General features: G+C 34.0%; 17 protein-coding genes. 11 read left to right on the top strand and 6 right to left on the bottom strand.

Features of this window, described 5'->3' with window-relative positions; translation table 11 throughout:
- Positions 1-2: 2 nt before the first annotated feature.
- Positions 3-161 (bottom strand): hypothetical protein, encoded by a 159-nt coding sequence (locus tag AC3Y25_RS22685; protein WP_489904320.1) that lies wholly within the window; start codon positions 159-161, stop codon positions 3-5.
- Positions 162-480: 319 nt separating this feature from the next.
- Here AC3Y25_RS22685 and bioB point away from each other — a divergent pair, with 319 nt between their 5' ends.
- Positions 481-1,470 carry a biotin synthase BioB gene (gene bioB / locus AC3Y25_RS22680; RefSeq protein ID WP_489904319.1) on the top strand — a complete coding sequence of 330 codons (990 nt, stop codon included), beginning with the start codon at positions 481-483 and terminating at the stop codon, positions 1,468-1,470.
- Between the two features lie 345 nt (positions 1,471-1,815).
- Here the strand turns inward: bioB and AC3Y25_RS22675 are convergent, their stop codons facing one another.
- From AC3Y25_RS22675 to AC3Y25_RS22660, 4 genes are all read right to left on the bottom strand, one after another.
- Positions 1,816-2,061 (bottom strand): hypothetical protein, encoded by a 246-nt coding sequence (locus AC3Y25_RS22675; RefSeq protein WP_489904318.1) that lies wholly within the window; start codon positions 2,059-2,061, stop codon positions 1,816-1,818.
- Between the two features lie 9 nt (positions 2,062-2,070).
- Positions 2,071-2,457: a hypothetical protein gene (locus AC3Y25_RS22670; protein ID WP_427873968.1), complete on the bottom strand. Its 387-nt coding sequence runs from the start codon at positions 2,455-2,457 to the stop codon at positions 2,071-2,073.
- 11 nt (positions 2,458-2,468) lie between these two features.
- Positions 2,469-3,458, bottom strand: a complete 990-nt coding sequence (locus tag AC3Y25_RS22665; RefSeq protein WP_489904317.1) for a hypothetical protein — start codon at positions 3,456-3,458, stop codon at positions 2,469-2,471.
- A gap of 93 nt (positions 3,459-3,551) precedes the next feature.
- Positions 3,552-3,890 carry a hypothetical protein gene (locus AC3Y25_RS22660; protein ID WP_489904316.1) on the bottom strand — a complete coding sequence of 113 codons (339 nt, stop codon included), beginning with the start codon at positions 3,888-3,890 and terminating at the stop codon, positions 3,552-3,554.
- A gap of 241 nt (positions 3,891-4,131) precedes the next feature.
- On the opposite strand from AC3Y25_RS22660, the gene AC3Y25_RS22655 reads away from it, so the two are divergent.
- Entirely contained in the window at positions 4,132-4,626 is a 495-nt protein-coding gene (locus tag AC3Y25_RS22655; RefSeq protein ID WP_489904315.1) for a DNA-deoxyinosine glycosylase, read from the top strand.
- A 12-nt stretch (positions 4,627-4,638) separates the two neighbouring features.
- Here AC3Y25_RS22655 and AC3Y25_RS22650 read toward each other — a convergent pair whose 3' ends face one another.
- The gene (locus AC3Y25_RS22650; RefSeq protein ID WP_095930117.1) at positions 4,639-4,881 is read right to left on the bottom strand and encodes a hypothetical protein; all 243 of its coding nucleotides are present in this window, start codon (positions 4,879-4,881) and stop codon (positions 4,639-4,641) included.
- 733 nt (positions 4,882-5,614) lie between these two features.
- Here AC3Y25_RS22650 and AC3Y25_RS22645 point away from each other — a divergent pair.
- The 9 genes from AC3Y25_RS22645 (at position 5,615) to vgrG (ending at position 13,713) form a co-directional block, all read left to right on the top strand.
- Complete coding sequence (locus AC3Y25_RS22645) at positions 5,615-6,475, top strand: helix-turn-helix transcriptional regulator (RefSeq protein ID WP_250837614.1); 861 nt, start codon at positions 5,615-5,617, stop codon at positions 6,473-6,475.
- A 407-nt stretch (positions 6,476-6,882) separates the two neighbouring features.
- Entirely contained in the window at positions 6,883-7,452 is a 570-nt protein-coding gene (locus AC3Y25_RS22640; protein ID WP_095930119.1) for a Pvc16 family protein, read from the top strand.
- A complete protein-coding gene (locus AC3Y25_RS22635) occupies positions 7,449-8,270 on the top strand; it encodes a hypothetical protein (protein ID WP_489904314.1) in 822 nt (273 codons plus the stop codon). Before AC3Y25_RS22640 ends, AC3Y25_RS22635 begins: the two co-directional genes overlap by 4 nt.
- 36 nt (positions 8,271-8,306) lie before the next feature.
- Positions 8,307-9,884 (top strand): phage tail sheath family protein, encoded by a 1,578-nt coding sequence (locus tag AC3Y25_RS22630; RefSeq protein ID WP_489904313.1) that lies wholly within the window; start codon positions 8,307-8,309, stop codon positions 9,882-9,884.
- 49 nt (positions 9,885-9,933) lie between these two features.
- Entirely contained in the window at positions 9,934-10,404 is a 471-nt protein-coding gene (locus tag AC3Y25_RS22625) for a phage tail protein (protein ID WP_095930122.1), read from the top strand.
- A complete protein-coding gene (locus tag AC3Y25_RS22620) occupies positions 10,391-10,861 on the top strand; it encodes a phage tail protein (protein ID WP_379800797.1) in 471 nt (156 codons plus the stop codon). Before AC3Y25_RS22625 ends, AC3Y25_RS22620 begins: the two co-directional genes overlap by 14 nt.
- Before the next feature lie 6 nt (positions 10,862-10,867).
- Positions 10,868-11,038, top strand: coding sequence for a DUF5908 family protein (locus tag AC3Y25_RS22615; RefSeq protein WP_489904312.1), 171 nt, complete (start codon positions 10,868-10,870; stop codon positions 11,036-11,038).
- A 201-nt stretch (positions 11,039-11,239) separates the two neighbouring features.
- Complete coding sequence (locus AC3Y25_RS22610) at positions 11,240-11,914, top strand: CIS tube protein (RefSeq protein ID WP_250837620.1); 675 nt, start codon at positions 11,240-11,242, stop codon at positions 11,912-11,914.
- Positions 11,914-13,713, top strand: coding sequence for a type VI secretion system tip protein VgrG (gene vgrG / locus AC3Y25_RS22605; protein WP_489904311.1), 1,800 nt, complete (start codon positions 11,914-11,916; stop codon positions 13,711-13,713). Before AC3Y25_RS22610 ends, vgrG begins: the two co-directional genes overlap by 1 nt.
- The last annotated feature ends 22 nt before the right edge of the window (positions 13,714-13,735 follow it).

The following is a 13,735-nucleotide window of genomic DNA, read 5'->3' as shown; positions in this document are numbered from 1 at the left end:
TTTTATATTTGGAATCTGTCAATAGCTACAGAAGCAGGTTTACCAGAAATAATCTCTATCACGATTTTTCCTGTCGCTGGTGCCAGACTAAATCCCATCATGGCATGCCCTGTTGCTAAGGTCAAATTTACGATTTTTTTATCTCTGGCAATAATTGGCATACCTGTTGGCGTACACTTTTACCCAGCCTTGTATACTTGGAACAAAAGTTTAAAGAACTAAAACAGATTTGTCCTTTACAATAGAGAACGCTGAATTTGCAAAATTTATTCTCGTTGTTCCTACAGTTGTTTTTAGACCTTTTTTAATAAAATATCGAGAATATATATAGTTTTTTGGTAAAGAATTAAGCATCCCAATTCTAAAAGCATTTAACTTGTTATTATAAACCGGACTACTCAAAATATAAAAAGTGGTACATTTTGATGATACAGCAAAACAATACTTTTGGGTAAAAATCATAAAGCATCAAAAGAAAAAATGAACGGACAAATAAGAAACGACTGGAGCAAAGAAGAAATTCAAGCTATATACGATAAGCCTTTATTAGAATTAGTTTATGAGGCTGCAACTGTACACCGCAATTGGCATAAACCTTCAGAAATACAGGTTTGCACCTTACTTTCTGTAAAAACAGGTGGCTGTCCTGAAGATTGTTCTTATTGCGGACAAGCAGCACGTTACCATACCGATATTAAAGTTCAAGCTTTATTGCCAACCGAAAAAGTATTGGAGCACGCACAAAAAGCAAAAGATGGTGGTTCCTCTCGTTTTTGTATGGCTGCCGCTTGGCGTGAAGTTCGTGATAACAAAGATTTTGATCGTGTTATTGAAATGGTAAAAGGCGTTAACGATCTCGGACTCGAAGTTTGCTGTACGCTAGGAATGCTTACCGAAGAACAAGCTATACGTCTGCAAGAAGCGGGTTTGTATGCTTATAATCATAATTTGGACACTTCTGAAAGTTATTATGACGAAATCATCAGTACACGTAAGTTTGATCAGCGTCTTGATACTATTAATAATGTCAGAAAAGCAGGAATCACAGTTTGTTCTGGTGGAATAATCGGTTTAGGAGAAACTCCTGCAGATCGTGTTTCTATGCTGGCAACTTTGGCTACTATGCCCGTTCATCCAGAATCTGTTCCTGTAAATGCTTTGGCAAGAGTAAAAGGTACACCTTTAGAAAATAACCCAAAAGTGCCTCTTTGGGATATGGTTCGAATGATCGCCACTGCTCGTATCATTATGCCTGCTGCTGTTGTACGCTTAAGTGCCGGACGCATCGAAATGACCGAAGAAGAACAAGCTTGGTGTTTTATGGCTGGAGCCAATTCTATTTTTACAGGAGAACGCGAAACTTTATTGGTAACACCAAATCCAGGACTTTCTGAAGACATGCAAATGTTTCAAAATCTTGGACTTAAACCTTTGGTGAAAGAGAATAAAAGTGCTTGTTCTGTGGTTTAAAAAGCTGATATCTTTCTAATATAAAAAAATTGCGCAAAAGTCTTAAAAGAGACATTTGCGCATTTTTTAGGTGAACACTTGGGGAAGCAGGGTATATTTTACACCCATGTGAAATTTATTAATGCAATCACTTATCTCTGAAAAGCTATCAGAAAGATCATCAATGCTAATGTTTAAAACTCTTGCTTTCATTGCTGCTCTTTAATTACAATGTGAAACACGAATCAACATATTGTTAGCATAATAATAGCGATCTTGTTCTTTTACATATATGCAATATTTTGTCTGTTTCTCAGGATTGTCATTTTTCACAATTTCTTCCAATTCTTTTCTAGTGGTATTAATTTAAATTTTTTGGCTTTCTGGTATTGAAAAAGTATAAAAATCTACTTTTTTATTGTTTAATAATATCTCAAAATAATGAAGCATTGGTTTACCTTGAATTTCTTTATATATAATGTTATCTGTTTTTTTATTGAACTCGAATACATTTACAGCAAATCTGTTTGAGTTTTTTAACTTATTAGTATTTTCTTGAGCGTGGAGGTTTAAACCTTCTAAAGCGATAATTGTTAAAAGTATTGTTTTCATTGTTTTGCTTTAATTACAATATATTGCCCTAAAAACTATGTGATCCACTGGATAAAAGATACCTTTTCTCTTTGTATAGATGTAATAACTAGGCTGCTTGTTAATGTTATCATTCTTTACAATCTCTTCCAATTCTTTCCTAGTTGTATTAACTTTTAGTTTGACATTTTTATTAATTCGAAAAGAAATAAAAGTCACTTTTTCTTTGTTTAATAATATTTCAAAACCCACAATTGTATCTTTACCAGCGTATTTTTTATATAAGATCTCATCAATCTTTTTATCATACTTAAAAACATAAACAGGATTTTTAGTGTTTTTCAATTGACTAGAAGTTTGCTGTCCAAGCACTTTTAAACTTGTCAACATAATGATTGTTAAAACTATTGCTTTCATTTATAACATTTTTAATTGCAGTTATTTGGAGCACTTTTTCTCCATGCTTCATATGTATTTTCAATATCAGCTTTTTCATTCGGAGTCATTTTCTCCCACATACTTGTTTCTTCTAAACCAATCCAAACAATTGATTGATATTGCTTTTCTGTTAAGTTTTTATCAACTTCTTTTAAAAACGATACAAGAACATCTCTATATTTTAAAGCCATAAATTCATGTTGAGCTCCTCCTTTATATTTTAAATAATATTCTAGTAATTCATTTCTATTTGAAGAGTTCGCTATATTCGTCAATTCTTTCTTGTCTATAGCCCCATCAGTTCTGGCTAGATCAAAAAGCTGTCTAAGCATCTCAGCATGGATTATTTCATGCATAAAAGTTCTAGCAATATCTAACATAGGTCTATTCAGCTCTTTATCGTTAAATGCAATTACTATTTCAGAATTTACTGGGGGAAATCTTTTAGCATTGAAGCCTTCTAGTCCAACATTTCCAGCCGTTAATTTTAAATTGGCTACAGAAAATTGGCTATCAAATTTTTTTAAATAGGTTTGGAATGTAGGGGAACCTCCTAATTTTTCAAACACAGAAAACAAACAAGGATTATTTAAAAAAGAAGAATCAGTAATGATTGTTTCCAATAAATTACTTGTACCTGAATAGCTTTTGCCATCACTCGTATAATAATGAGCCGTGCGCTGTAATATTATAGCATCTCTATCTCCTGATCCATCGCAAGGATAAGGCAAGATTGTAGTCGTTCTTGTTACCTTAACCCCCATATACTCAACAGATAGAATTTTTGGACCTAGACTAACTATTCGCCAACGGTCTTGAGTTTGTTCTACGACTTGAGTATACGTACCGTCGCATAAAGGTATTTTACTTGTAATATCGGATGGAACATAAAACAAATTTATTGCTTCTGTCAAAATATCCAACTCTTCCTTTCCAGAAATATTTTTCGCCTTACCGTTTATAACTCCAATTGAACCCAAATTTTCCCCTTCAAACGAATACACATTCAATCCCCCAAAAAAGTCATTTAGCTTTGTAATAGTTTCAGGATATTGGGCACTTTTCTTAAAAGTCTATACCTCTAAAAAATACGAGTTCATTTTACCTTCATTTTCAATTGTAACACCATGATATTTCAATTGATTTTGCAGAAGATCAGACTCAAAATAATTTACAACTTTTTCTTTGGCTGAAAATTCAGAAATTTTAAAATTATCTTTTTCAATTTCGTTGGCATTTTCAAAATCGGCTTCAACATTTTGGGCAATACTGGGATTTGAAAATTTTGCTAATTCTAATTTGTACTTAACATCTTTTACTGTTTCTTGATTTGTTTCTAATTCATCATTGCTACACGACAATAAAAAAAGTGCAACAAAAAAACAGACGGAATACTTACTAATTTTTCTCATAATCATTTACATTGGTTGGTTAATAATTCATTTAAATATGGTAAAAATCCTACAATTAGGATTTACGAATATAAAAGAATTATTTACAATATTGAAATATAAATACTACAAAATATGTTAAATAAATATTTTACTACAAATAGAAAGTTTGAAAAAGCTCAGAAATAATTGAATTTTAAAGGATTTTTATCTTGTTTATACTTTATTAAATAATCGGTAATTTTGCAAAAAAAACAAACAAATGCTAAAAAAAGCCCTTCCTCCCTTAATTGACCATTCTACTGTTATTCTAATTATGGGAACTATGGCGGGCGAGCAATCTATTGCCAAGCAAGAATATTATGCAAATCGAGGAAATCTTTTCTGGAAAATTTTGTTTGCTATTTTTGAAGAAGAATTTAGCGCCTCTTATGAAGATCGAAAAGCGCTAGTAAAAAAGTATAACATTGGCCTTTGGAATGTTTTACAAAGCTGTAAAAGAGAAGGAAGTAGCGATGCCTCTATTACCGAAGAAACAATTAATGATTTTGAAGGTTTGCATAAACAGTATCCTAATATAAAATATGTCTTTTTTGAAAGCAAAGCCGCTGCAAAATATTTTTTAAAACATACAGCTCCGCAAGAAGGAATCACTTATATAACCCTGCCTTCAACTAGCGGATTAAATGCAGGTTTAACCAAAGAGGAAAAAATAGCACAATGGAAAACAGTATCCGAAATAGCACTTTCAAAATAGACTAAAAAATAGTTATCTGTTTCTCATGATATAGAACAGTATTTCTTCTTCCAATTCCCTAGAAAGATTTTCAAACTTCATCTTGCGACGATAGTTTTTCTCACTTCTATCCTTATAAAGCTCCGTTTTAGCGGTACTTGCACAGTAAGCATCACATATTACTTTAAATTTTTGATCGAGAATATACAATTCTTTCATCGAATCAAAATACGCTGCAAATTTAACATTGTACAATTCGTCAGGAATAGCGGCCATAGGTCTAGTTGTATTTAAATTAATACTTTATTTTACCTTATAAGTTCATTACATACTCAATTAAAATCAGCTCTATTTCTATCAGTTAGAAAATTGATTTGAAAGAATACTTAAAGTTAAAATGAAAAACTTTAATCTTTCTGTTTGAACCTCTTGAAATGGTTTCAGATTATAATCTGAAACCAGAAATAGTAAAATGAACCTTGAACCGTTAAAATGCAACAATGGTAAAATCAGGTGTTTTTTACATCATGCACCTCTATCCACACCTCATCAACATGGTTAGAAATTCTGCAGTTAGCGACGTATTGCTGCCAATATCAAAAAGGTGCTTGTCACCTTATCACAAATCAATATCATAATTCAGGTAGATCAAGAATGCTTCAGAGACTATTGAAAGACCTTTTTGTAGATTTTTTGAAGCTTAAAGTCATAAAATTGTTAATTAACACAAATAAATACAAAAACACGTAATAGTACTTATAGTAATATTCCTATATATTAAATAAATTTACATCCCTTTAATTTACAAGCCACAAATCATCAAAACATCTATTCTATTTTATTAAATCAAGTTATTAATGTTGGTGGGAGATTGGAGTTTATGTATTGTTTAAACTCGATCTGATGGTTAGAGCCGTTTATAACGACTAAAATGTTATTATCTATTTTTCATTTCATATACAGTATTAGAAATTAGTACTGCATAAAAAAGCAATAAACTACCCCAAAAATGCTCGAAAAAAAATCTATAGTAATTGGATGTGACGATGTCACGATACTGACTATGATATTAAATGCTATATCAATAGTATCTGCTTATACGTTTTCTACCGTTTCTGTATCGACAGGATTAGATTTGAAAAATGCCATAAACTCTTTAAATCCTGATTTAGTGATTTTAGGATTCAAACAAAACCAGCTCGTTTTAAATGATACCAATTTCAATTCTGATAAAAGAAATATTCCCATTTTATACTTGACCCAAAATTATGAATGCGAATCATTATGCTGGACAAAACAAAATATTGTTTTTACTTATCCATACAATCAGATTAAGAATACCGATTTTTTAATTTATCGAATTCAATCTATCTTTCTTCTTAAAAAAACAGAACCGCAAATTAAACCGGCAGCGACGTTTGCAGAAGCCGCTTTTCAGAAAAATAACTCCGATAAATTAAGCCATTATGTAATGGAATTGGATCAAAAGGTTGAAGTGCTTTTAAAAGTAAAAGAACGTATCTCTTATCTCTATCCAAACGTAGACGATGCCACCAGAATTGAACTAATGTCTATTGTAAATTCGATAAAGACAGTCGCGAACGACAATAAACTCTGGGACGATTTTAAAATCTATTTTGAACAATCAAATCCAAATTTTCTTCTGGCTCTTGCCAAAAAACATCCGTCTTTAAGTTCTCGAGATTTAAAATACTGCTGCTATATTAAAATGAATATGAGCAACAATGACATTACCAATCTTCTGGGCATTAATCAAGAAAGTGTTCGAACTCATAAATATCGTCTTAAAAAGAAACTAACGCTTAAAAAAGAAGATGATATTATTTCGTACTTAAGAACAGTTTCGTAAGTTATTTTTTCTCCTTATTTATATCTCTTACAATTGTAATGCTTATTCTATTCTAGCAGTACAAAAAATAGTTTTATGCTATCCATTTTATGATTTTCTTCTTTTGTATTACACTCTTTTAAATTTTCCATAAAACATTTTAATCCGTACTTTTTTTAAAGGTGCTTTCTCCATTTTGCTAAAACTTTTCTCTACATTTCAGCCGTTTATACCTCTATTTGAGACAAAGCGTAGACAAAGTTTTTTCTGTCTATATTTTGTCTACAAAAATGCTAAACATCTTTTGTCCCTGTCTATGAAAAGTATATTGCAAAATTCTCGTAGGAATCTAATTGTCAGTTACTTTTACAAATACAAATAGCCAATCGATGCGCTATTGCACTGAATTAATTTAAGAGTTAAATACGATGATACATCAATCGCTTCAATTTACGAATAAATTATTGGGACAGTTTTTAAAAAATCGTTTTGCTTTAACCGAAGACAAAACCGTTGTGAACTATCTTATTGAACCAAGTGGAACTTTACCTAAAGCAAACCAGAACAAAGTCGTTTTATCGCTAATAAATATTGAAAAAGAAACCAATCAGCCTTTTTATATTAGAAACCAGAAATTAGAAAGCGGAAACTATTCTAATTTCAATCCCACAGAAAGATACAACATAGACTTGTTGATTAGCAGCAACTTTGATGATTATTCCGAATCTTTAAAGTTTTTAGACGCCATAATCGCCTTCTTTCAGATTAATAATTATATCGATGCGTCGTCCTCTTCTTCTATTCCAGATGGCTTAAGCCGATTAGAATTTGAGTACGAAAAGATCTCTTACCATCAAATGCACAGTTTGTGGACAGCAATGGCAGCAAAATATCAGCCTTCTATTATTTATAAAATGAAACTGATAAAAGTTCAGAGTCATGAAATTATGGAGATCATACCTTCTGTAAAAAACACAAACAACACCATTTCCAAATGATACAGAGCAATTACATAAAAACCTTTGGTATTGCGGCCTATCATACTTTTTTTGATAGCGGAAAATGTAATTGTCTTCACTTTATTCCCAATCATAATACGGATAAGATTTTCAAAAAATTTAGTTTTAAAATAAATCACATTTCAAACGGATTCGATTTATATTCAAATACAAAATCATCATTATCAGACTTATTCAATTATATAGCACAAACCACACAGCAAAACTATTTTAAGTTTGATATAAAATGCACTAATCCTAATTTTATTCTCTTTACTACATTACCCATTAATTGGATTGGAGCAGTTACTTACTCCAGTCAAGATCCTAAAAATCTCAGCAACGAGGGTAAAATAGTCCTTAACCAAACTTTAGAAAATAAACCTGTATCGACTCATTTTGGTCATTTAAAAATTTATTTTGAAGATATAATAACAGCCAATACTCCTCTTTTCGAAATAAACTTTACTGCAAGAGCTACGCAATGGCAATATTATTTTATCAATAAGAATGCGGTGCAGTTAAACAATCCTTCGATTACAGAAAAAGAAAACATACAATTTGACGGACCGCAAAATGTAACGATCCAAACGGGAGAATCGGCATTACTGTTTACTTCAAACAAAACCTATATCACACTCAGCGAAAAGCCTAAATATAAATTTGATTTAATAAGCAATTTATCATCTGCAAATCAAAACAATACCAAGCCCAAAGTAATTATAAAAGGACTGCCTAATCCAGATGTCTCTAGAATAGGAATAATCGAGAATAGCGACCCAAATCATGTCGCATCGCCAATGTATATCTATTTATAAAAAACTATTAAAAATGAACATTAAAAACTAAAATCAATGAATTTATCTACCATTCAAACTCCTGGTGTTTACATTCAAGAACTAAATGCTTTTCCCAATTCTGTTGTTGGAGTAGCTACAGCTATACCAGCATTTATAGGGTACACACCACAGGCCTCTTACGAAGGAAAATCGTATACGAATGTGCCAGTAAAAATCACATCTTTTGCTGATTTTCAGGCTTTTTTCTGTTTGCCAGATCCACCTGCTCCAGCAAGTCCGTCTAAACAGTACAAACCTGAATACTACTTAGTAGCAGAAAAAAGTCAACCTTTAAAAGGAGACTACATGCTAATTGCAGGAACGTATTACTCGATAGTTCCAGATCCGAACACAGTTTATTATTTATACAATAGCGTAAGGCTTTTTTATGAGAATGGCGGTGGAGACGCTTATATTGTTTCTGTTGGCTCTTATGGACCTGCGTCGCAAAAACCAGGGACTCCGGGAATTCCAGTTGTAAACCCGAATGTGCAATTGAATGATTTGACTAAGGGTCTTTCTCTATTGCTAAACGAGCAGGAACCAACTATGTATATTTGTCCAGAAGCCACTTTATTGAGCGTAGAAAATAACGGGACACTAATGCAGGCTATGCTTCTTCAGGCTACACAAATGCAAACGGCAATGTGCTTATTTGACATTATTGGTGGTGATGCTCCAGATCCTATTTTGTATACGGAAGACATTACAAACTTCAGAATGAACACCGGTTCTGTTGGATTAAACTACGGAATGGCATATTATCCGTTTATAGGAACTACGATAATGCAAAATTCTGATATTGATTACACTAATTTATTTGGTGGAGATGTAAAACAACTAGAAGCCGTTCTTAATCCGCCTAGTGCTCCTAACCAAGCCGTTGCCACTATTATTGCCAACATTCAGAATCCATCGAGCACTTTGACTGTAACGCAAAATCACAATGCGCTGCTTATTGCAAGTCAGACGTATTCCTTAATGATAAAACACATTGTGGCAGATGCTAATATTCTTCCTCCAAGCGGTGCTATGGCAGGCGTTATTACAACGGTAGACAATGCTGTTGGTCCGTGGGAAGCTCCTGCTAATACTTCTATAGTAGGTGCGGCATCATTGCCAATTTCCATTTCTGAAAGTCAGCAAGCCAATTTAAACGTTGATGCTGTTTCGGGTAAATCGATCAATGCCATTAGAACATTTAATGGATTAGGAATTTTAATCTGGGGATCCAGAACATTGGACGGAAACAGTCAAGATTGGAGATATATTCCAGTACGCAGAACTATGATATTCTTGGAGCAATCTTGTAAACTGGCTGCTCAAGCTTATGTTTTCCAGCCTAACGACAAAAATACTTGGGAAGCTGTTATTTCTATGATCAGCAGTTTTCTTAGTTCGATCTGGAAACAAGGAGGTTTACAGGGAGCCAGTGCTTCTGATGCCTTTTCTGTAGCCTGCGGATTGGGTTCTACAATGACGGCAGATGATCTTTTAAATGGTTTCATGAATGTAACGGTAAAAGTTGCAGTTGTTCATCCTGCTGAATTCATTGTCTTGACATTTCAACAGCAAATGGCAACTTCTAGTTAATCAAATAAAAACTCACTTAAGTAAATTTTTAATTTAAATATAAAATAATATGGCAACAGATGACGGAAGCGCACAAGGCGCAACATGGCCCATGCCAAAGTTTAGATTCGAAGTAGATCTTGGAACAGAATTAACCAAAGTAGCTTTTCAGGAAGTTACCGGAATGGATGTCGAAAATCAAATTATAGAATATCGCAAAAGTAACAGTCCGCTTTTTTCTGTGGAGAAAATGCCTGGAATTACCAAATACGGAAACGTAACGATGAAGCGTGGCATTTTTGTAAATGATAATACATTTTGGGATTGGCATCAGCAAGTCGTAATGAACACGATTAAAAGAAGAACCGTTCTGATCAAATTATTGGATGAAAAAGGCGGCGTAACCATGCAATGGACGCTAAACAACGCATGGCCAACCAAAATTACCAGCACCGATTTGAAGTCTGACGGTAACGAAGTTGCCGTAGACACTATAGAAATTGCACACGAACAACTGATCATTAAAAATGGCGGTAAGTAGCGATTATCCCGTTAGCTTTTATTTTACACTTTCTTTTGCAGGTGTAGATGCGGCTTTCAAAGAGGTATCTGGAATTTCTAAAGAATTAAGCGTAGAAGAAATTGTTTGCGGAGGCGAAAATAGATTTAAATATCGCCTCCCAACCATTTCTAACAGTCAAAACTTAGTGCTTAAAAGAGCCATGGTGCCTGCAGGATCTCAGTTGGTCAATTGGTGTGCCAACTGCATCGATCAAGGATTATCAAACCCAATACAGCCCAAAAATGTGATCTTAAAACTGCTTAATGCTTCGGGCGTAGTCTGCATGCAATGGACGTTTAACAATGCCTATCCAGTAAAATATGCCGTTTCTGACTTAAACTCTCAGGAAAGCAATATTGCGATAGAATCTATTGAGCTGGCCTACACCTATTTTGACATTTCTAAGGATACCAAATTTGATAAACTTTTTACCTAAATCATTATGCCAATCGAAATAAGAGAACTTGTCATTAAAACAGAAATCGTAACAAACAATACTAAAAATTCGGCGATAACTAAAGAACGAGAAATGTCCATCTTGAGAAAACAGCTGCTGGAAGAATGTAAAAGATTAATTGCAGAAAAAAATCAGGAGAATAGCTATAAACGTTAAGCCACAGATTAGAGCATTAAAAAGATTAAACACAAGAAATCCGCAAAATCTGCTTAAATCCATTTTAAAATCTGCGTGAAATAATTCGAATCACAAATAAAAATGACTAAAAAAATCCGCACGATCTGCAAAATCTGCGAGAGAAAATATTTCAAAGACCAAACAGGATTTAAAAAAAATTAAACTTAAAATAATAAACAAATGGCAAGTTTAGAATTAATGAAAATTACGGGATATACAGACGAGGAATTTCAGAATAAATTCTCCGGAAATCCATATGCTTTCATGATTAATCCTGACAATATCAAAATACAGAAAAGCATCGAATACAACGAACAGCAGGCTCCGGCAACAAGTTCGGCTTCTCAAAAGTACAAAAGCACTCCAAGCGATAAACTGAGTTTTGAAATGGTAATAGACTGTACGGGAATCATAGATGCCAAACGTACCGATATGTCTAAAGAAATAACCGCTTTAGAAACGATTATTTATACTTATAACGGTAAAATACATCGTCCTAATTTTGTAAAAGTGCAATGGGGACAGAATATCACATTCAACGGAGTTCTCGATTCTATTGACATCTCTTACACTCTTTTTAAACCAGACGGAAGTCCGCTTAGAGCCAAGATATCATTATCGTTCAGCCGCTATATTTCTCCTAAAACGGTAACCAGAACAGATGCTCCAGAATCTCCAGACCTTACTCATATTGTAAGCGTTTCTGAAGGCATGTCTTTACCGCAATTGTGCCAGAAAATCTGGAATGACGATTCCTTTTATATACAAGTTGCAGAACATAATAAACTTAACAAATTCAGAAACCTCAACGGTGTCGACAAATTAATTTTTCCACCCATAATCCCTTCAAACTAATGAGTGCTTCAACCGAAATAAAAAGTGGCGGAATCGCAACATTCGCAGTTAAAGTTAACGGATCGGCAATAGCCGATGAACTTAGCATGCTTTCTATTCACATCGAAAAAAAAGTAAACCGAATTGCATCTGCAAAAATCATAATCCTAGACGGAGAACCTAATACGGGTAAATTTGATGCCAGTTCCTCTTCTACTTTTGTGCCTGGCGCAACAATTAGCATAGAAGCAGGATATGACAATAATAATGCTGTTGTTTTTTCTGGTTTAATCATGAGCCAAACCATTCGCATTGATAATTTGGTAGGATCTGCTTTAGAAATTGAATGTCGCGATAATGCCATAAAAATGATTGTAGGCAGAAAAAGTCTCACCTTTTCTAAACAGAAAGACAGCGATATTATATCTTCTATAATTGGAAGCTATTCCGGTTTAAGCTCAGATGTTACTGCCACAACTACCGTTTGGCCAGAACAAGTGCAATTTTATACTACCGATTGGGATTATATTTTGGCTCTTGCAGAAGCAAATGGTTTAATCGTAACCACTTTAAACGGAAAAGTTTCTGTTTTTCCTCCTGATAAAAGCACCAGCTCTGTGCTTACGGTAACTTATGGTGATAATCTGCTTGAGTTTAATGCCAAATTAAATGCTGTGACACAATTAGGAAACGTAGCTGCCAATAGCTGGGATTTTAAAACTCAAGCGGTTGTAAACGGTAATGCAGCGCCCAATGTTAGCGGAGCTGGAAATTTGACCACAAAAAAATTATCTGAAGCTATCGGACTCTCGACGTATCAATTACAGACTTCTGCCCCGCTAGAAAGTGCTGATTTAACCAATTGGTCTAAAGCGCAAATTATTAAAAGCGAATATGCTAAAATAATGGGCGAAGCAAAATTTCAAGGAACCAATTTAATTGATCCTGGAAAGTACATGACTTTTGCCGGTATTGGAGATCGTTTTAATGGCGACTACCTCATTGGCGGAGTTGTACATGATTTGTCTCAAGGAAATTGGGTTTCAGAAGTTACACTCGGACTTTCTCCATTTTGGTTTACCGAAGAACCAGATGTTATGGCACCACCTGCTTCCGGGCTTGTTCCTGGTGCAAAGGGTCTTTTTAACGCCACAGTAAAAAAGATGGATGAAGATCCCGATTCTCAATACCGAGTTTTAATCGATGTCCCTTTATTAGACCCAAAAGGCGAAGGAATCTGGGCAAGGCTAACCAATTTCTATTCTACAAGCGGAGCTGGAGCTTTCTTTATGCCCGAAGTTGGAGATGAAGTCATTTTGGGTTTTATAAACGAAGATCCGCGTTATCCCATAATTCTCGGAAGCGTGTATAGCAGTACAAGCATAAAACCTTTTAATGGTTTAGATCCCAATCAGAAAAATTCGGTAAAAGCCATTGTTTCCAAATCAGGAATTTCGGTACAGTTTGATGATGAAAACAAAGTCTGGACTGTTGCAACACCCAACAAAAACACCATCATTATTAGCGATAAAGACAAGAAAATTACGATTCAGGACGAAAACAATAATAGCATAGTAATGTCAAGCAGCGGTATTGATTTATCAAGTCAGAAAAACATCAATATCTCAGCCAATCAAAATGTGACCATCAAAGGAAATCAAGGCGTGAACATACAGTCAAGTGGCGGAGATGTCTCAATAAAAGGCCTCAACATCAAAGAAAATGCAGATATGCAATACAGCGCTCAAGGCGGTCAAATGGCACAAGTCTCCGGAGGAATGCAATTGACACTGAAAGGTGCAATGGTAATGATTAATTGATTTGTGAGATAATAGAGAATAG

It is taken from the genome of Flavobacterium sp. LK-23 (genome assembly GCF_058135255.1).
Note: the sequence above shows the minus strand (reverse complement) of the source record. Positions and strands in the feature narration are given on the sequence as shown.